The following is an 18587-nucleotide window of genomic DNA, read 5'->3' as shown; positions in this document are numbered from 1 at the left end:
CTTATTCATTAATTATATATTAAATTACTTGTCTTTTATTTATAGAATTTAGTATTGAGCCAATGCTACTAGTAATTCTTTTAGCTATATATGAATTGTTCATTGTATAAAGATGTATTCCCCTTACACCAGTAGAAACTAAATCTACTATTTGTTCTAATGCATAGGCTATTCCTGCATCCCTCAGTGCATCCTTATCATGCTCATATCTATTTATTATTTTTATGAACTTGGAGGGTAGATTAGCTCCACAAAGAGAAACTATCCTTTCAACTTGTTTTTTATTGGTTACTGGCATAATACCTGCTTGAATAGGTATCTCTATATTACTCTTCTCTACAGAATTTAAAAATTTATAGAAATACTTATTATCAAAGAATAACTGGGAAATTAAATACTCTGCTCCTGCATTCTCCTTTAACTTTAATATTTCAATTTCCCTCTCTATATCTCTACTTTCAATATGTCCTTCAGGATAGCAAGCTGCTGCTATTCCAAATTCCTTGGTTTCCTTTATGTGGTTTATTAGTTCTTGAGAATTATTAAACTCCCCTATTGAGGGATTTCCTTCAGGAACATCTCCTCTCAAAGCTAATATATTTTCGATTCCATTTTCATTCAAATTTTCTAAAATTTCATTTATTTCACTTTTAGTAGAACCTATACACGTTAAATGTGCTAATGCCTCTATACCATATTTATTTTTAACTAAAGATGATAACTCACATGTTCTATTATTATTAACACTTCCACCTGCTCCATAGGTAATGCTAATATAGTCAGGATTCAAACCTTGTAATCCCTCTAAAGTATTGTATACAGTCTCTATTGGCGATGTAAGTTTAGGTGGAAATATTTCAAAAGAAAAAACTACTTCTTTTTCCTTAAATAACTCTTTTATATGCATTTACTATACCCCCTCTTAGAATAATATAATATTTGTTATCTAATAACAGCATAAAACTCATCATTAATGAAGTTTTTAATGTTACTAATAAATTTACTTATTTTCACATAATCTATATCTTTAGAGGTAAATATAATATTTTCACCAGTTTTTATCATTTTATCAACTATTTTTTCTTCTTTAATAAGGTTTAATACCTTCTCATTTAATCCATATTTAGGACTTATTCTTATATAATATATATCTTTAACTAAATCTGTATTATTGCATAATTTATCTTCTTCCTGATTTATTCCACAACTTCCATAATTATTATATATAATATCAAGAACATCACTTACCACAGCATTTGCTGTAGGTAGTTTACCCGCACCTGCACCATAAAATTTCAGCTCTCCTATATCATTCCCAATAATAGACACTAAATTATTAGCATCTTCTATCTTTGCATAAAATGAATCCTTAGACAAAATATTGGGCTCTACAGATAAATAATAATTATTTTCTTTAAATGAAGCCTTTGCTAATAGTTTTACCGTATATCCTAGTTCCTTTATTGCCTTTATGTCTACTGACTTAATAGTTCTAATGCCTCTACAGTAAATATCTTCTTCTTTTATCTCTCTTTTAAAAGCTATGGTAGATAAAATTGCTAATTTTCTTCTAACATCATATCCGTCAATATCATCCGTTGGATCCGCTTCCGCATAACCTAACTTTTGAGCAATATCTAGTGCCTGTGAAAAGTCTAGGTTTTCTTTAATCATCTTACTTAATATAAAGTTAGAAGTACCGTTTAATATACTATTTATCTCTTTAATATCATTTAAGGTTACTTGTTGTTTTAAAGGTTTAACAATAGGAACCCCACCTGCCACACTAGCTTCATATAAAAATGCTCTTTTATTTTTATTTGCTAAATCTATAAGTTCCTTCATATGCCTTGCAACCACCGCCTTATTTGCAGTTATAACATGTTTCCCTTTTGTTAAAGCATATTTTATATATTCATAAGCTTCTTTTATTCCACCTATTGCTTCTATGACTATATCTATATCTGGATCATCTAAAATAAAATAAGGATTATCTGTTAGTTTATTTTTACACTCCTTTATACTCCTATCCTTATTTATATCTTTAATAAGAATTTTACTTATAGATAGTTCATCACCCACTAATGTTCTAAAAATCCTTTTTCTTTTATATATAATTTCATAAACTCCTGTGCCTACAGTTCCAAATCCTAATAATCCTATATTCATAAAAATATCACTCCTCTTTTAATATAATTAGTTGCATATTTTAACTTTTTACTAAACATTCTCTTACCCAATTTGAGAATAAACGCTGTGAATTACTACTCCAATCTAAGTTAATTTCTTGGCTAGAATCATCACTTGGAAAATAATTTTTAGGTACGCTTATATTAAATCCACTTTTTATATCTCTTTCATATTCCTTTTTTAAAGTACAGCTCTCATACTCAGGATGTCCTGTAATATAAATTTGTTTTTTATCTCTAGTGCTTACTATATAGATACCTGATTCTTCTGATTCGCATAGGACTTCTAATTCTTTTATTTTTTCTATATCCTGTTTTCTAACTCTCCCATATCTTGAATGAGGAACTATAAATCCATCACTAAGCTCTTTTAATAGAGGCTCCTTTTTATTTACAATTACATGAGGAAAAACTCCGAAGATCTTTTCTGTTGTTACACATTTATTTATTCCAAAATTGTGATATAATCCTGCTATTGTTGCCCAACATATATATAATGTAGACTTAACCTTTTTATTAGAATAATCAATTACTCTCTGTAGTTCCTTCCAGTATTCGATATCATTAAAATCTAAAAATTCTAAGGGAGCTCCCGTAATAATAGCACCGTCATAATTACTATTTGCTACCTGACTTATGGATTTATAATGTTTCTCTAAATAGGTTTTATCTGTATTTCGTGGTGTGTGGGTTTTCATATACAAGAAATCTACCTTTATACTTGTATTCATATTGCCAAATATACTTAAAAACTGAAATTCTGTTTCACACTTTTTAGGCATTAAATTTACAATTAAAATACGTATCACGTCTGAATGGTAACTGTGAGAAGCATCTTCTATTTGGATTCCATGTTCAATTAACTTATTTACTGATAAAAGATTTTTATCTATTATTAAGGACATTCCATCACCATTCCTTTAAAACTGCTTTTTTAAGAGCTCGATCTATATCTTCTATAAGGTCATCCACATCTTCTATTCCAATAGAAAGTCTTATCATATCTGATGTAACTCCGGCATTTAATTGTTCTTTTTCATTTAATTGAGCATGAGTAGTACTTGCTGGGTGTATTACAAGAGATTTTGCATCTGCAACATTAGCAAGATGAGAAAATATGCTAAGTGATTCAATAAATCTTACTCCTTCCTTTACTCCACCTTTTATCCCAAATGTAAATATGGAACCAACACCCTTTGGAAAATACTTTTGTGAAAGAGCATAATATTTATTACCTTCTAAACTAGGATAATTTACCCATGATACAAGTGGATGTTGTTGTAAAAACTCCGTAATCTTTTTAGCATTTGACACATGTCTTTCTACTCTCAATGAAAGAGTCTCCAGTCCTTGTAAAAATAAAAATGAGTTGAAAGGACTTAAGGATGCTCCTGTATCTCTTAAAAGTTGCACTCTAGCTTTTACAATATAAGCTGCTGCTCCTATATCTTTTGCATATACTATACCGTTATAACTAGAATCTGGTTTGTTAAACTCAGGGAATCTCGGGTTATTCAACCATTGGAATTTTCCAGAATCTACAATTATTCCACCTATTGAAGTTCCATGTCCCCCTATAAACTTTGTTGCAGAATGAACTACAATATCAGCTCCATGTTCTATTGGACGTATAAGGTATGGTGTCCCGAATGTATTATCTACAATTAGTGGTATATTGTGCTCATGAGCAATGTTGGCTACCTCTTCAATATCAATAAGATTCATCCCTGGATTTCCTATAGTTTCCAAATAAATAGCCTTAGTTTTGTTATTTATAGACTTTCTAAAATCTTCTATGATATCTGGATTTACAAATACGGTTTTAATACCTAATTTAGTAAGAGTTGTAGATAAAAGATTGTATGTGCCTCCATATAAAGTGCTAGCTGCAACTATTTCATCTCCTGCTCCTGCTATATTAATTATTGCGTATGTGATTGCAGCAGAACCAGATGCAACTGCAAGAGCACCCACACCCCCTTCTAAAGCTGCCACTCTTTTTTCAAAAACATCCGTTGTTGGATTCATTATTCTAGTGTAAATATTTCCTTCTTCCTTTAAAGCAAATAGATTAGCTCCATGGTCAACGCTATTAAAAACATAGGATGTAGTCTGGTATATGGGAACTGCTCTAGAGCCTGTTGCACTATCTACTTCCTGACCTCCATGAACTTGTAATGTATCAAATTTAAATTTTCTTTCTCCCATTTTAATCTCTCCTTAAAATATTTTATTAGATAACATAAAATCCCCTTTCATCTAAATCTAAATAATCTAGATGAAAGGGGATTTACATACAAGGGTACCCATGTTATAGCTCCCTCTCATCTTTCTCTAAATTTGTAAAATTAGAGTAGGAATTGGCACCTTTTCAGACAAATGGGTCTGAAGGTTGCCGAGGTTTCATAGGGCCTATCCCTCCACCTCTCTTGATAAGAGTTTCATTATTAAATTTTAAATAGTATAATTTCTAAAAACAATTTGAAAACAAAAAACCTCTTTCGCTGAAAGAGGTTTTAACAATCGTCTTCTTATCTTTCAGCTCATACTGTAGGATTTAGCACCATATATGTAGATGAACACATTGGTTGCTGGGTTTCATAGGGCCTATCCCTCCACCTCTCTTGATAAGTATTATATTAAATATTTTATTACATATCATTATAATGACTATGAATATCTATGTCAATAGCTTTTTTATTTAATAGCTAATTAAACCATAGAGTATTAAAGTAAATACTATATATCCATAGATTTAATAAGGAGACTTGATTCTTTTGCCATATTTAACCTTAAATAATTAAGTCTGTTATTTGATTACCTATAAATTAGTATGCTATAATAAGCTCACTACATTTAAAATAAGGGGGAATATAAGAATGGACGGGAGCCCCAGTGGCAGTTTTATTCTAATCTTTTTACTAATCTTAATAAATGCTTTCTTTGCATCTGCAGAGATGGCAATTGTATCTTTAAACAAAACTAAACTAAATCTTTTAGCGGATGAAGGTAATAAGAAGGCCTTACTTCTTCAAAAAATTTTAAAGGATCCTAATAATTTCTTATCTACTATCCAAGTAGGAATTACCTTTGCAGGTTTCTTTGCATCTGCTTCAGCAGCTACATCTATTTCTGTAGGCTTTTCAGATACACTATCTGGATTTGGTATACCATACAGTGATAAAATAGCTCTAGTTGCAATAACCTTGCTTATATCTTATCTAACGTTAGTTCTAGGAGAACTAGTTCCAAAGAGAATAGCTCTTCAAAATTCAGAGAAGGTAGCTATGTTTTCTATAAAAGCTATAGTTCTTATAGCTAAATTTACTAAACCTTTCGTATGGTTTTTATCTTGCTCCACTAATCTTATAATGAAACTCTTTGGAATTAAGACAGATGGTATGGAAGATCAGGTTTCAAGAGAAGAAATCAGAAGTCTTATTGAAATTGGCCAAGAACAGGGCGCTATTAATAAGATAGAACGTGAGATGATTGATGGTATAATTGAGTTTGATGACACCATGGCTAAAGAAATTATGACACCAAGAACAGAGGCTTATCTACTAGAAGTAAATGATTCCATTAAAGACAACATAAGTTATATCCTGAGTGAAAGTTTTTCTAGAATACCTGTCTATGATAAGGACTTTGATAATATTGTAGGCGTGCTTTATATGAAAGATATATTTGCAAGCATAGTAGAAAAGGGCATAGATAATATTTCTATTAAAGATATAATGAAAAAACCTTATTTTGTTCCTGAGACAAATTCTATTGATAATTTATTCAGAGAACTTCAGACAAATAGGAATCACATGGCTATATTAATAGATGAATATGGTGGATTTTCAGGTATTGTTACCATAGAAGACATTATTGAAGAAGTAATGGGAGAAATTTGTGATGAATATGATGATGAACAACCTGAAATAGAAAAAGTAGATGAGGAAAACTATATAGTTAGTGGATTACTTACTCTATCTGATTTGAATGATTTTTTAAATCTCTCTTTAGATTCAGAGGTTGCAGATACCATAGGTGGTTTATTCCTTGAAACCTTTGGAACTTTCCCTAAGGACACAAATAACCATCAAGTTCAAATAGATAATGTAACCCTAAAACTTTTAGCCTTAGATGATAGAAGAATAGATAAGATTCATCTTATAATAAATAAAAGCAACAGCATTGAATTTTAATTTAAAGTAAATAATTAAATTGAATATAAATTTGGCTATCTAAAAGAACTAATACCATTAAATAAATTTACACTTATATTGCTAAGTGCAAATTTATTTTTATAGTATTAGATAATTATTTGAAGATAGCCTTTTTTATTAATTATTCAAACTGAGAATTATATAATTGACTATAAAAACCCTTTTGTTTTAATAACTCCACATGATTTCCTTGTTCAACTATATTCCCATTATTAACCACTAGAATATGATCTGCATTCCTTATGGTAGAAAGCCTATGTGCAATTACAAAGCAGGTTTTATCCTTCATTAAGTTTCTCATGGCTTGCTGAATTTGAACTTCTGTTCTAGTATCAACATTAGAAGTTGCTTCATCTAAAATAAGCATCTTTGCATCCAAAAGCATAGCCCTTGCTATGGTTAGCAATTGTTTTTGTCCTTTAGATACATTAGCTCCATCATCAGTAATTACTGTATCATAACCCTTAGGAAGTCTTTTTATATATGAATGAATTTTAGCTGCCTTAGCTGCTTCTACAACATCTTCCATAGTTGCATTTTCATTGCCATAAGCAATATTTTCAAATATACTTCCTTCAAATAGCCATGTATCTTGAAGTACCATAGCATAAGCTTTTCTTAAACTCTTACGTGTAACCTGTGATATTGAATTTTCATCTACCTTAATATCCCCTTCATTAACATCATAGAATCGCATGAGAAGATTAATTAAAGTAGTTTTTCCTGCCCCTGTAGGGCCTACTATAGCAATCATACTTCCAGCAGGTACATTCATACTAAGATTCTTAAGAATAATCTTATTCTTATTATATCCAAAGGAAATATTCTCTACCTTCACATTTCCTTCCATATCCACAAGCTCTTTAGCTCCTTCCTTATCTGCTAGCTCCGATAGCTCATCCATTAATTGAAAAATTCTTTCAGCAGCAGAAAGGGACGATTGAAATTCTCCCATGATATTAGCCGCTTCATTAATAGGTCCTGAAAATTTTCTAGAATACAGTACAAAGGAAGATATGTTTCCTAAAGTCATTTGTCCAAAAAGATACATAATAGCACCAAAAATACTGATAAGAGTTAGTGATAAATTATTCATAAAGTTAACTGAAGGACCAACCATAGAACCATAATAATCAGCACGATAATAAGCATTTACTGCTTCTTCATTTTTACTTGCAAATTTTTTCTTTGTGTTATCTTCTTGATGATAAGCCTTTAAAGTCTTTTGACCTGATACAAACTCCTCTACCATTCCATTAAGTTCCCCTAATTTTCTTGAACGATTACGAAACATTGGTCTTGTTACCCTAGTTATTCTTTTAGTAAGTATAATAGACATAGGAACTGTAAATACAAATACTAAAACTAACTTTTCAGATATCATAACCATAGACCCAAAGGATATAATCACAGTAATTATACTTGAGCAAATGCTCACTAAATCAGATGTTAAGGTAGAATTTAAAGTATCCACATCATAGGAAATTTTGCTTATGATATCTCCTGTTGCATGGGTATCAAAATATCCTACTGGAAGAGATAATAATCTATCAAATAAATCTTTTCTTAGTCTATAGGATATTCTCTTGCTAATTTCTAGCATAAGTACTGATAAAATATAAGCTAAAATAGAAGATAAAATGTAGAATCCAATCATAAGTCCACAGTAATAATATATCTTAGAAAAATTTACTGCCCCTCTTCCAACATTAATATTATCTATAGCATAACCTGATAACATTGGACCGATTAAGGCAAATACGTTAGAACCTATGGATAATATAATTGCTATGATAATTAATATCTTGTATTCAAATAAATAGGACATTACTCTTTTTAATGTATTCTTTTTTCTATCCTTCATAAATTAAAAATGTCCTCCTTTTTACTTTGATTTCCATAACTTATTCTCCCATCTGAGACTTATTAATTTCTTTATATACATCACAACTTTCAATAAGTTCTTCATGAGTTCCATACCCTACAACATAACCATCTTCTAATACACAGATGTGGTCTGCATTAAAAATTGAACTAATTCTTTGAGCAATCATTATAGTTGTAGTATCTTTAAAATGTTCTGTAAGATTTTTTCTTAGTACAGCGTCTGTCTTATAATCTAAAGCACTAGAAGAATCATCTAAAATTAATATTTCTGGGTGTGCTGCTATGGCTCTGGCTATAAGCATTCTTTGTTTTTGTCCACCACTTAAATCTGCACCTCTTACTGCAACTTTAGTATTAAAGCCTTCTGCCTTGCCTTCAATAAACTCAGTTGCCTTAGCATAATCTGCTGCTGATCTTATATCACTATTCTCTAGAGTTCTTCCAAACCTAATGTTTTCATAAATTGTATCCGTGCTTATAAAATCGTTTTGAAATACCACTCCAAACTTTTCTCTTAATTTTTTCATATTAATAGATCTAATATCTTGTCCATTTATATAAATAGAACCCTGATCTACATCATAAAATCTCATTAATAATTTAATTAAAGTAGATTTTCCTGAGCCTGTAGCCCCTATAATACCTAGAGTTTCACCTTTTTTAACTCCAAAGGTTATATTACTCACATTTTCTTCTTTATGATTATAAGAAAAAGAGACATTTCTAAATTCAATAGCATAATCTGTATTTATAATTGGTATGTTCCTAATTGGTAATTCTTCTTTCTCATTTAGTATTTCGGTAATACGCTTTGCGGAAGCACTTGCTTTGGAGTAATTAGTAAATACTCTAGAAATAAATAAAAGGGAATTTAATATTAAAGTTACATATGTTAAAAATGCAATTATTGCTCCTGGTTTAATGGCTCCACTATTTACTCTGTAAGCTCCAGCCAAAATAACAAATACTGTCCCCACATTTAAACAAAGATTCATTACTGGATTTAGTATAGCCATAACCATACCACTCTTCTTTTCTTGAATTACTGTAGCATCATTGCGAGCATTAAATCTTTCCTTCTCATGTTCTTCCTTTGATAAAGCCTTAATTACACGAATTCCTGTAACATCTTCACGAACTACACGTACAAAATCATCTACTTTTTTCTGAACAATTGAATACATAGGGATACCTACTTTTGATATGTACATAATAGTGATAAAAATAATAGGCATTACTGAAATCATTACTAAAGTTAGTAATGGATCTAATGTCAATGTTATAATTATTCCACCAATAAGCATTATTGGAGCCCTAATACCTAGTCTTTGCATCATTCCCACCATCTGATGGATGTTATAAGTATCCGTGGTAGCTCTAGAAATTAAAGAAGGTAGTGTAAAAGCATCCACTTGTCTATCAGAAAGACATATCATTTTAGAGAATAAATCATTTCTAACTCGCTCTGTGGTATCTCTTGCCACCTTTGAAGCCATTCTGTTAGCTAATATATTGAAAGTTACTGCACAAATGGCACATAAAAGCATAATTCCACCCCAAATTAAAATTAGAGATACCTGCTTTAATGGAATAATTTCATCAATCATATAAGACAAAATCCATGGAATTGCTAGTTCTACAATAGTTCCAGTAAACTTTATTGAAAATCCTATAAGCATGTTTACTCTATAAGGTTTTAAATACTTAAATATTTGCTTCATAATATTCCACCTTTAAGATATAATATATTTCGTTTTCCTAAATATATTATATCTTAAAGTTTTTAAAAAATCTATTTTAAAATTGAGAAATTTGCTTTAGCAATTTATAGTTCTAAAGGTTTACCTAATAATTTTTAGATGATAGAATAATAAGAATAAGGAGGTGCCATGTTGAGAGAAATAGATTATATGGCTATAGATGCTGCTAATAATCAGGATCTATTAAATAGTTTCATTGAGCAAAATGAATTGTTTATTTTGAAATGTACATCAAGAATAACCCGAAAATACATAACTAAAAGTGATGATGAATGGTCTGTTTCACTTCAGGCATTTGTACAAGCAATTAAAGGCTACGAATTAATTAAAGGAAATTTTCTCAGTTTTGCCGAGCTTATAATTCGTAGGCGTCTTATTGATTATCTTAGGCTTCAGAAGAAATATAACTTAGAATTGTCCGTAAATCCTGCCATATTTAATTGTCAGTTAGACGAAAATGAAAATGATAAAGATATTGCACTTGGACTTGCAGTAGCAGAAAAGATAATTCACCAAGAAAATTATACACTAAAATTTGAGATTGAAGCTGCAAATGAAGTATTTTTCTATTATGGCTTTTCTTTTTTAGATTTATCTATATGTTCACCTAAAGCTAAAAAGACAAAATCGTCCTGTGCAAAAGTTGTAGTATATTTACTCAATAACCCGATATTAATTAATGAATTACAAAGTTCAAAACAACTACCATTAAAAATAATTGAAAAAAATTTAAATGTACCCCGAAAAATATTAGAACGTCACCGAAAATATATAATAGCAGCAGTAGAGATACTATCCGGAGAGTATCCAAATCTAGCTTACTATTTCAGGTACATCAGAGAGGAGATTAATAAATGAAATCTGTTGTTGTAGAAATCAAGGCTGGCTATGCTGCAGTCCTTTCTGAAGATGGCTGCATATCAAAGGTAAAAGATAAAAATTATATCATTGGGCAGGTGATTGAAATGAAAAGTAGCAATTTAAAAAATATAAATAAATTAGTAATGTGTTCTGCTTTAACAGCTATGATTGCAATTGTAGGAGGCATAACACTATGGGCCTATAAAACACCTTACTCCTATGTGAGTTTAGATGTAAATCCTTCTATTGAATATTCTTTAAATCGTTTTGACAAGGTAATTAGTGTAACTGCAGTTAATGATGATGGTCAGGAAATTCTTAATGAACTTGAATTGAACAAGCTTGAAAATCAAAAAATTGAAGATGCAGTTGCTGAAACCGTTAATCAAATTAGTGAAGATGGTTATTTTGATAATAGCATTGATAATGACATTGATGGTGGAATTATTATTGCAACTTCTGGTGAAAATCAAGAAAAATCAGATGAACTTGCTGAAAAACTACAAGAAAGTTTAGAAACTGAAATTGAAGAAATAGGTGAAGATATTACCCTTGAAACTATAAGTGTTGGATTTGAACGAGTACAAAAAGCCAAAGAACTGGGTGTAACACCTGGTAAACTAAATTTAGTTGAAAAACTACAAAATAGTTCTTCAAATCCAGAAAGCATTATTCTTGAAGAGTGGTTAAACAAACCTGTTAAAGAAATTATGAGTGCTATCAAGGAAAATAAGAAAGCTAAAATAGAACAAACTGAAACTTCTGATGAAGATGAATCTACTGAAGAATCAACTACAGATAGTACAGAAGTGGCAGATGAAATAAAAACTGATAAAGCCCTAACTAAAGAAGCTGAAAATACCAATGATACTAAAGCTACTCAGGAAAGATCTAGCCAAAAATCTCAGAATAAAATAGAAAAAGCTACTAACAAGCTTGAAAAGACTGAGAATAAAGCTAATAAAAAATCTGAAGTAACTGAGAAAAAAAATAGCAACAATGCTGAAAAACCTAAAGAAAAAATACCTAACAAACCTGAGAAATCTAAAGAAAAAACACCTAATAAACCTGAAAATCCAGGAAAAAAGGGTAATTAAAAATCAAATAAAAACTAATAATAGTTTTTATATATATTACTTATATAACTAAAGATAAAAATATAACTTAAACAAACTAAAGATAAAAACATCGTAAAGTACGGAAAAATACAAAGAGTATGCCCCTAATGCCCCCATACTCTTTGTATTTTTTATATGCATATAAATACCTCTTAAACCCGCATGAACAGAACAACTATTTAACTAGTTAAATAGTTAAATATCTATATAGAATACTAATTTTATATTTGTATATTTATTTTACTGTTATTCTATTTTAGCATTATACCTAAAATATTCTTCTATACTATCAAAGCAAGTATCTATCATAAACTCTATTTCATCTTTACTTATTACATAAGGAGGTATGAAATAAAGTACATCACCTATAGCTCTTAATAGTAACCCTTTCTTCAATGCTATTTTATAAATCTCATAACCTACTCTACTTTGCCAAGAATATCTCTCCTTGGTACCTCTATCCTTTACTATTTCAATAGCAGTTATCATGCCTATACTTCTTACTTCTCCTATATGACTACAATTCTTTGCTCTTTCTATTGTAAGTTTTTCTATTAATCTTCCCTTAACTTTATTATTTTCTATTATATTTTCTTCTTCAAATATTTTTAGATTTTCTAAAGCAATAGCACAAGCCATAGCATTTCCTGCATAGGTATGACTATGTAAAAAAGATTTTCTTTCTGAGTAATCACCATAAAAACAATTATATATTTCATTAGTAGTCATAACTACAGACATTGGCATATATCCTGCAGAAATACCCTTTGAAAGGCACATAAAATCTGGGCTTATATCTGCATGATTACATGCAAACACCTCTCCTGTTCTTCCAAATCCCATGGCAATTTCGTCTACTATCAAATGTACATCATATTTATCACAAAGATTACGAAGCTTTTTAAGATAAATATGTGAATAAATTTTCATTCCTGCTGCACCTTGAACCATTGGCTCAACTATTACAGCACTTATCTCTTCATGATTTTCAACTAAACATTTTTCCATAGCTTCAAAGCATCTAGCACTACATTTATCTCTAGTACAACCATATTTACACCTATAACAATCTGGTCCATCAATCCTAAGAGTATCTAAAAGTAAGGGTTTATATATCATATTAAATGCATCAATATCACACACAGATAGAGCACCTAAAGTTTCTCCATGATAGGCATCACTTAAAGCTACAAATTTCTTCTTTTTAGTTTTATTTCTTTGCACATTATAGTGAAAGCTCATCTTTAAAGCTATTTCCACTGCAGAAGATCCATTATCTGAATAAAATACTTTATTTAATCCTTCTGGTGTTATGCTTACTAACTTTTCTGCTAAGTCAATAGCCGGTTTATTTGAAAAATTAGCAAAGATAACATGTTCTATTTCATCAATTTGATTCTTTATGGCTTTATTTATTCTTTTATTGCTATGGCCTAAGGTATTTGTCCACCAAGATGATATACAATCTAAATACTTGTTTCCATGAATATCATAAAGCCAAACACCTTCTCCTCTTTCAATAACTATAGGATTAAGCTCTTCGTAATCCTTCATCTGTGCACAAGGATGCCATATATATTCTAAATCTCTTTTTACATAATCCTTCATATAAACACCTACCCTTTACTACAATTCTTCCATCCATTCTATAATACTTTTATCATTAAAAATCCTTGATGCAGCAGTTCTTATATTATCTATATTACCTTTATCCAAGTTATCTATAGTTTTAAATTTACCTACAATAGAAATTCCAGTAAGTTTTTCTATAACCTTAATATTGTCTTTAGTTATATAATTGTCTTCATAATTATTTATAATAATTCCTTTTACTTTGATTCCCATGGACTCTATAAATTTCACAGTAAGTACTGTGTGGTTTATTGTTCCCACTCCACCTCTAGCTACAACCACGGTACTCATATTTAAATCCTTAATAAGGTCACCTAGTGTATATATTTCTTCATCCCTATTAATTAGAGGACATATTATACCACCACTACCTTCCGCAATTATAAAATCATATTTTTCTTTTAGCTTCTCAAATTTAGCCTTTATAATATTTAGATCTATAGGTTTATCTTCTATTTGGGCAGCTAAATGTGGAGATATGGCTGTCTTAAATATATATGGAGTTATATTTTCATAGGTTTCCTTTAATCCACTAACCTGGCTTACTAAGTCAGTATCCCCAGGAATCAGTTTATTACCGTCTTCTATAGCCCCACTTAAAGCTCCCTTAAAATATATTGCTCTGTGCCCTTTACTTCTAAGGATATGAAGCAGTCCTGCAGTTACAACAGTTTTTCCTACATCTGTATCCGTTCCAACTATAAATATACCCTTAGCCATTACTTCTAACCTTCAACTTTAGTTCACTTATCATTTTCTTATCATCACATATTTTATTACCAGAAGTGGTTAAATAATTTCCAGTAATAGTAGCATTTGCACCTGAGTTAAAGCATTCTTTCCCCAAATCCCTAATGAAATTTCTACCACCAGCTAATCTGATTAAAGCTTTAGGGTTTATAAACCTAAAAATAGCAATGGTCTTTAAAATATCATCTTGACTTAAATTTTTAGAATCTTCTAGGGGAGTACCTTTTACAGGATTAAGTACATTCACCGGAATAGACATAACCTTTAGTTCTTTCAATTCAAAAGCAAGATTGATTCTATCAACCCAACTTTCACCAAGTCCAATAATTCCTCCTGAACATACAGGTATACCTGCCTTCTGTGCAGCCTTTATGGTATCTATTCTTTCTGCATAACTATGAGTTGTACATATTTCCTTATAAAATTCCCTACTTGTTTCTAAGTTGTGATGATACATAGTTATTCCTCTTTCCTTTAACTTAAGTAGCTTGTCGTACTCAAGTATTCCTAAAGAGGCACATAATTTCATCTTTAGTTCTCTATTAAGTTTTTCATATATATCTAAAATTTTCTCAAAATCATTACTTGTAATACCCCTACCACTAGTAACTAAGGAGAATCTATTTACTCCCTCTGATTCATTTTCCTTTGCTAACTTTAATGCTACTTCCTTTGATACTAAATCATAGATTTCTGCATTAGTATTATAATGAACAGATTGAGCACAGAATTTACAATCTTCAGAACATCTACCTGACTTTGCATTCATGATAGAGCAAAGATCTACCTTATTACCACAAAAAGTTTTTCTTATATTATTAGCACTAAGACATAATTGTTCAATCTCATTATTATTTCTAAGCTCTGTTAATGTCATTGCTTCTTGAAAATTTATGTATTCACCTGATAAAATTCTTATCTCTAAATCCTTAATAAAACTTTTCATACTTCAAGCCTTCTTTCACTTTTATTAAATGTATCCAAACCTTTTGAATATAGGTACTATTTTTATTGCTACATACGCTGCTAAGGCTGTTAAAATCAAATCTCCAGATATGCATAGCACAAAGCCATTAAAAAATGCAAAATATAGTGACATTGGTTGTCCTAGATATAAGTTATAGCTAACATAAAGATATATAACTCCAAATAAATAAATAAAAAACAGTCCAGCTAAAAGCATCCCCATAGCTTTAATAAAACTTAATTCCTTAATCATTTCTCTTATCTTTCCTATGACATAAGCTGCCACTATAAATCCTATAAGATATCCAAAGGTAGGTTTAAATACATAGCTAAGCCCTCCCCCTTCAGTAAATACTGGTACACCTGCAAGTCCAACCATAACATAAATTATTTGGGATAGTGCGCCGAGTTTAGATCCTAAGATAACTCCTGCTAAAGCACAAAATAAGTATTGAAGAGTAAAAGGCACATAAGGTATTGGTATTTTAATAAATGCACCAATAGCACTTAAGGCTGCAAACATAGCTACTAAAATCAAATTTCTCGTATTCTTGGTAGTTTTCATAATTCTCTCCTTAGAATGTTTACTTTATAGTGAAATTATAATTAAGAATTCTTTTATTGTCAACCTATGAATTTATTATAGTTTACAATTTTGTTGTAGATATATTCCATTACCTGAACTAAAAATACATTAGGTATTATTAACAAGTACATAAAAATTAGAGAGCATGCTCTTTATATAGCAATGCTCTCTAATTTATCAAGTATTATATCTATTATTTTTCATAGGCTCTAATTCAAAATTCTTTTCTGATTTTCACCAAAAGTTTAGCCTGTACTTTAATATTTAACTAATTTTCAAGTAGCCTTTTTACTGGAACATAAATCTCCATAATCGTATCTGTTCGATAATGACAACGCTCATCATAAAATTCAAAATCTAATTTATCTTCGTCATATATATATCCACTATCTTTAAACCATTCTTCAAATATATATTTCCAAGTTTCTTTAATCACTTCTGAAAACTTATCTTGGTTAGGGTCTACAGTAACATCCACTGGAGGAGTTGTAAATACTGCATACTCCGCCTCTGGTACTTCCACTGTAATCATATCCTCTGTAACTTTAGAGAAATCCTCAACAATGACTCCTAAAAGATAGCATACATTTCCCCCTTTATCAGTTGGAACGCATAGACCAACTTCACCATGATTAGGAGGATTTAAGATTTTATACATCTTTGTTTCTAAATTTTCTCCATCATAATTGCTCCAAAATGATGCAATATCCTTTGTATAACTTGTTCCTCCAATATTAGTATTTATTCCATATCCAGCTACCTTAAAAGCTGGCTTTTTAACAATAACAGGCTTCATAATATAACCTCCAATTTTAAATGTTATTCCCTTATTGAAGTATCCATCCATTCTAGCTATATATTGTGTTGGACTATATCCAAAAGTTTTCCGAAAGGACTTTGAAAATCCACTAGGTGTTTCAAATCCATATTCAAGGGCAATATCAATAATTTTTCTTCCTTTAAATAGTTCTATTGCTGCTAATGATAGCTTACGTTTTCTAAGGTACTCCATTATAGATATACCTTTACATAAAGTAAAAACTCTACAAAAGTGGTTTACAGAATATCCCACATATTCAGCAACTTCACTCACAGTAATAACTTCCTTAATATTATTTTCTATAAATTCAATACACCTATCAATATCCTTACTGTAATTCACTTTTATCACGACCTTTTCCCTAGGGTATCTTTATTATATCAAGACTTTAAAATTTAAGCTGTTCCTAATTTGCTAAAATCTTAATCTATATAAAAAAAGTATGCTCATTTAAAAGCATACTTTCTATACATACTAATATTAATATTTATATTTGTCTATATGATTTCATTCTTCAATATTTTCTACAGCCCACTTATGCATAAGCTCCAATAAGGGAAGTAATGTCCTTCCCTTATCAGTAATAGAATATTCTACTTTGGGTGGAATCTGATGGTATTCCTCTCTATGAATTAATTTATCTCCTTCCAACTCCTTAAGCTGTTGAGATAACATTTTATGTGATATATTTGTTAGAGCTCTTTTTAACTCCCCATACCTCATTATACCTTTTGTAGATAAATACCAAAGAATAATAGGCTTCCACTTTCCTCCAATTAACTTTTGAGTATATTCTAATGGACACTTATATTTATTTTTATTTGTACCAGACATTTCAACATTACTCTCCTTTTATATAGTATCTTACACAAAAGTGCATACTATTAAAACTAATTACGCAAATATATAATTAGTATATAAAATAAATAAGTTTATTACAATCTACTTAAAATATAAGGAGTGTTTCTATGAAACTATTAGAAGTAATACAAAACAGAAGAAGTATAAGAAAATTTAAGCCCGATGAAGTACCTGAAGAGTACATTCACCAATTAATTGAAGCTGGAAGATTGGCACCTTCTGGTACAAATCTTCAACCTGCACGATATATAGTAATAAAAAGTGAGGAGGCAAGAACTAAGCTAAAAGATTGTACTCCTTTACCTTTTGTTTCTGCTGCTCCAGCTATAATTGCTTGTTGTGTTGATACTAATTCTATCACATCGACTGGAGAAAGAATGAAGGAACTTAAAGAAGCTCAAGCATTTGTTGATACCCCTCTAAATAATGCAGATGAAAATTATAATAAAGGGAAACAAAGCATTGATACTGCTTCCTTAAAAGCTTATCTAAACTTAAATGTAGCTATAGCTATTGATCATATCACTCTTAGAGCTACAGATTTAGGACTCGGAAGCTGTTGGGTTATGATGTTTGATAAAGAAAAAGTTAAAGCACTTCTAAATCTTGAAGACAGATATGATGTTTTGGCCTTATTACCTATAGGATATCCTGACCAAACTCCTAAGCAAAGACCAAGATTAGATTATAATGAAGTGCTTTTAAAAGAAATATAGTATTGAGTAATATAATTATTAAGATTTAATAGTTATATTAAATTTATCTATTCAACATATCTTCAAATATAATTAAAAGACTATATAAAAGTGAAATAGTAATATTACTATATCATTTCCATATAGCCTTTTATTTTTTATTTTATGTATTTAAAAGTAAATATTTACTTTTTAATATTTTAATAGTATATTATATTATAAGTGGTATAGTTTTTATGTGAACT

General features: G+C 30.1%; 16 protein-coding genes and 2 riboswitches. Of the genes, 4 read left to right on the top strand and 12 right to left on the bottom strand.

The window, feature by feature from the left end; translation table 11 throughout:
• Positions 1-19: 19 nt before the first annotated feature.
• The 4 genes from metF to B3Z56_RS02875 are packed head-to-tail and all read right to left on the bottom strand — an operon-like array spanning position 20 to position 4397.
• Positions 20-907, bottom strand: a complete 888-nt coding sequence (gene metF / locus B3Z56_RS02890; protein WP_346878204.1) for a methylenetetrahydrofolate reductase [NAD(P)H] — start codon at positions 905-907, stop codon at positions 20-22.
• Between the two features lie 35 nt (positions 908-942).
• Positions 943-2169, bottom strand: a complete 1227-nt coding sequence (locus B3Z56_RS02885) for a homoserine dehydrogenase (protein WP_346876607.1) — start codon at positions 2167-2169, stop codon at positions 943-945.
• Between the two features lie 40 nt (positions 2170-2209).
• Entirely contained in the window at positions 2210-3094 is an 885-nt protein-coding gene (locus B3Z56_RS02880; RefSeq protein ID WP_346878203.1) for a homoserine O-succinyltransferase, read from the bottom strand.
• A 4-nt stretch (positions 3095-3098) separates the two neighbouring features.
• On the bottom strand, positions 3099-4397 hold the full coding sequence (locus B3Z56_RS02875) for an O-acetylhomoserine aminocarboxypropyltransferase/cysteine synthase family protein (protein ID WP_346878202.1): 1299 nt from the start codon (positions 4395-4397) through the stop codon (positions 3099-3101).
• 113 nt (positions 4398-4510) lie between these two features.
• Positions 4511-4628, bottom strand: a riboswitch (SAM riboswitch).
• An 89-nt stretch (positions 4629-4717) separates the two neighbouring features.
• Positions 4718-4823, bottom strand: a riboswitch (SAM riboswitch).
• A 245-nt stretch (positions 4824-5068) separates the two neighbouring features.
• On the opposite strand from B3Z56_RS02875, the gene B3Z56_RS02870 reads away from it, so the two are divergent.
• The gene (locus tag B3Z56_RS02870; RefSeq protein WP_346847589.1) at positions 5069-6385 is read left to right on the top strand and encodes a hemolysin family protein; all 1317 of its coding nucleotides are present in this window, start codon (positions 5069-5071) and stop codon (positions 6383-6385) included.
• A 142-nt stretch (positions 6386-6527) separates the two neighbouring features.
• On the opposite strand, the gene B3Z56_RS02865 is transcribed toward B3Z56_RS02870, so the two are convergent.
• Together B3Z56_RS02865 and B3Z56_RS02860 are read right to left on the bottom strand one after the other, a co-directional pair.
• The gene (locus B3Z56_RS02865) at positions 6528-8270 is read right to left on the bottom strand and encodes an ABC transporter ATP-binding protein (RefSeq protein WP_346876610.1); all 1743 of its coding nucleotides are present in this window, start codon (positions 8268-8270) and stop codon (positions 6528-6530) included.
• Between the two features lie 40 nt (positions 8271-8310).
• Positions 8311-10014, bottom strand: a complete 1704-nt coding sequence (locus tag B3Z56_RS02860) for an ABC transporter ATP-binding protein (RefSeq protein WP_346876611.1) — start codon at positions 10012-10014, stop codon at positions 8311-8313.
• A 171-nt stretch (positions 10015-10185) separates the two neighbouring features.
• On the opposite strand from B3Z56_RS02860, the gene B3Z56_RS02855 reads away from it, so the two are divergent.
• A complete protein-coding gene (locus tag B3Z56_RS02855; protein WP_346878201.1) occupies positions 10186-10911 on the top strand; it encodes a hypothetical protein in 726 nt (241 codons plus the stop codon).
• Positions 10908-12011 (top strand): anti-sigma-I factor RsgI family protein, encoded by a 1104-nt coding sequence (locus B3Z56_RS02850; RefSeq protein ID WP_346847593.1) that lies wholly within the window; start codon positions 10908-10910, stop codon positions 12009-12011. Before B3Z56_RS02855 ends, B3Z56_RS02850 begins: the two co-directional genes overlap by 4 nt.
• A 267-nt stretch (positions 12012-12278) precedes the next feature.
• On the opposite strand, the gene bioA is transcribed toward B3Z56_RS02850, so the two are convergent.
• The 6 genes from bioA to B3Z56_RS02820 form a co-directional block, all read right to left on the bottom strand.
• The gene (gene bioA, locus B3Z56_RS02845) at positions 12279-13640 is read right to left on the bottom strand and encodes an adenosylmethionine--8-amino-7-oxononanoate transaminase (protein WP_346847594.1); all 1362 of its coding nucleotides are present in this window, start codon (positions 13638-13640) and stop codon (positions 12279-12281) included.
• An 18-nt stretch (positions 13641-13658) separates the two neighbouring features.
• The gene (gene bioD / locus B3Z56_RS02840; RefSeq protein WP_346847595.1) at positions 13659-14384 is read right to left on the bottom strand and encodes a dethiobiotin synthase; all 726 of its coding nucleotides are present in this window, start codon (positions 14382-14384) and stop codon (positions 13659-13661) included.
• Positions 14377-15360 (bottom strand): biotin synthase BioB, encoded by a 984-nt coding sequence (bioB, locus tag B3Z56_RS02835; RefSeq protein WP_346878200.1) that lies wholly within the window; start codon positions 15358-15360, stop codon positions 14377-14379. The genes bioD and bioB overlap by 8 nt, the downstream gene beginning before the upstream one ends.
• 24 nt (positions 15361-15384) lie before the next feature.
• On the bottom strand, positions 15385-15945 hold the full coding sequence (locus tag B3Z56_RS02830; RefSeq protein ID WP_346878199.1) for a biotin transporter BioY: 561 nt from the start codon (positions 15943-15945) through the stop codon (positions 15385-15387).
• 289 nt (positions 15946-16234) lie between these two features.
• Positions 16235-17128, bottom strand: coding sequence for an AraC family transcriptional regulator (locus tag B3Z56_RS02825; protein WP_346878198.1), 894 nt, complete (start codon positions 17126-17128; stop codon positions 16235-16237).
• Positions 17129-17293: 165 nt separating this feature from the next.
• Positions 17294-17620, bottom strand: coding sequence for a helix-turn-helix domain-containing protein (locus B3Z56_RS02820; protein WP_346847599.1), 327 nt, complete (start codon positions 17618-17620; stop codon positions 17294-17296).
• Between the two features lie 134 nt (positions 17621-17754).
• On the opposite strand from B3Z56_RS02820, the gene B3Z56_RS02815 reads away from it, so the two are divergent.
• Positions 17755-18363: a nitroreductase family protein gene (locus B3Z56_RS02815; RefSeq protein WP_346878197.1), complete on the top strand. Its 609-nt coding sequence runs from the start codon at positions 17755-17757 to the stop codon at positions 18361-18363.
• Positions 18364-18587 lie beyond the last annotated feature (224 nt).

The sequence above is a fragment of the Clostridium sp. UBA7791 genome, from assembly GCF_002480755.1.
Classification (GTDB): Bacteria; Bacillota; Clostridia; order Clostridiales; family Clostridiaceae; genus Clostridium_J; species Clostridium_J sulfidigenes.
Note: the sequence above shows the minus strand (reverse complement) of the source record. Positions and strands in the feature narration are given on the sequence as shown.

Excerpts from the sequence above, each read along its gene's own strand:
- metF (WP_346878204.1), bottom strand. The coding sequence starts at position 907 with ATGCATATAAAAGAGTTATTTAAGGAAAAAGAAGTAGTTTTTTCTTTT.
- B3Z56_RS02885 (WP_346876607.1), bottom strand. The coding sequence starts at position 2,169 with ATGAATATAGGATTATTAGGATTTGGAACTGTAGGCACAGGAGTTTAT.
- B3Z56_RS02880 (WP_346878203.1), bottom strand. The coding sequence starts at position 3,094 with ATGTCCTTAATAATAGATAAAAATCTTTTATCAGTAAATAAGTTAATT.
- B3Z56_RS02875 (WP_346878202.1), bottom strand. The coding sequence starts at position 4,397 with ATGGGAGAAAGAAAATTTAAATTTGATACATTACAAGTTCATGGAGGT.
- B3Z56_RS02870 (WP_346847589.1), top strand. The coding sequence starts at position 5,069 with ATGGACGGGAGCCCCAGTGGCAGTTTTATTCTAATCTTTTTACTAATC.
- B3Z56_RS02865 (WP_346876610.1), bottom strand. The coding sequence starts at position 8,270 with ATGAAGGATAGAAAAAAGAATACATTAAAAAGAGTAATGTCCTATTTA.
- B3Z56_RS02860 (WP_346876611.1), bottom strand. The coding sequence starts at position 10,014 with ATGAAGCAAATATTTAAGTATTTAAAACCTTATAGAGTAAACATGCTT.
- B3Z56_RS02850 (WP_346847593.1), top strand. The coding sequence starts at position 10,908 with ATGAAATCTGTTGTTGTAGAAATCAAGGCTGGCTATGCTGCAGTCCTT.
- bioA (WP_346847594.1), bottom strand. The coding sequence starts at position 13,640 with ATGAAGGATTATGTAAAAAGAGATTTAGAATATATATGGCATCCTTGT.
- bioD (WP_346847595.1), bottom strand. The coding sequence starts at position 14,384 with ATGGCTAAGGGTATATTTATAGTTGGAACGGATACAGATGTAGGAAAA.
- bioB (WP_346878200.1), bottom strand. The coding sequence starts at position 15,360 with ATGAAAAGTTTTATTAAGGATTTAGAGATAAGAATTTTATCAGGTGAA.
- B3Z56_RS02830 (WP_346878199.1), bottom strand. The coding sequence starts at position 15,945 with ATGAAAACTACCAAGAATACGAGAAATTTGATTTTAGTAGCTATGTTT.
- B3Z56_RS02820 (WP_346847599.1), bottom strand. The coding sequence starts at position 17,620 with ATGTCTGGTACAAATAAAAATAAATATAAGTGTCCATTAGAATATACT.
- B3Z56_RS02815 (WP_346878197.1), top strand. The coding sequence starts at position 17,755 with ATGAAACTATTAGAAGTAATACAAAACAGAAGAAGTATAAGAAAATTT.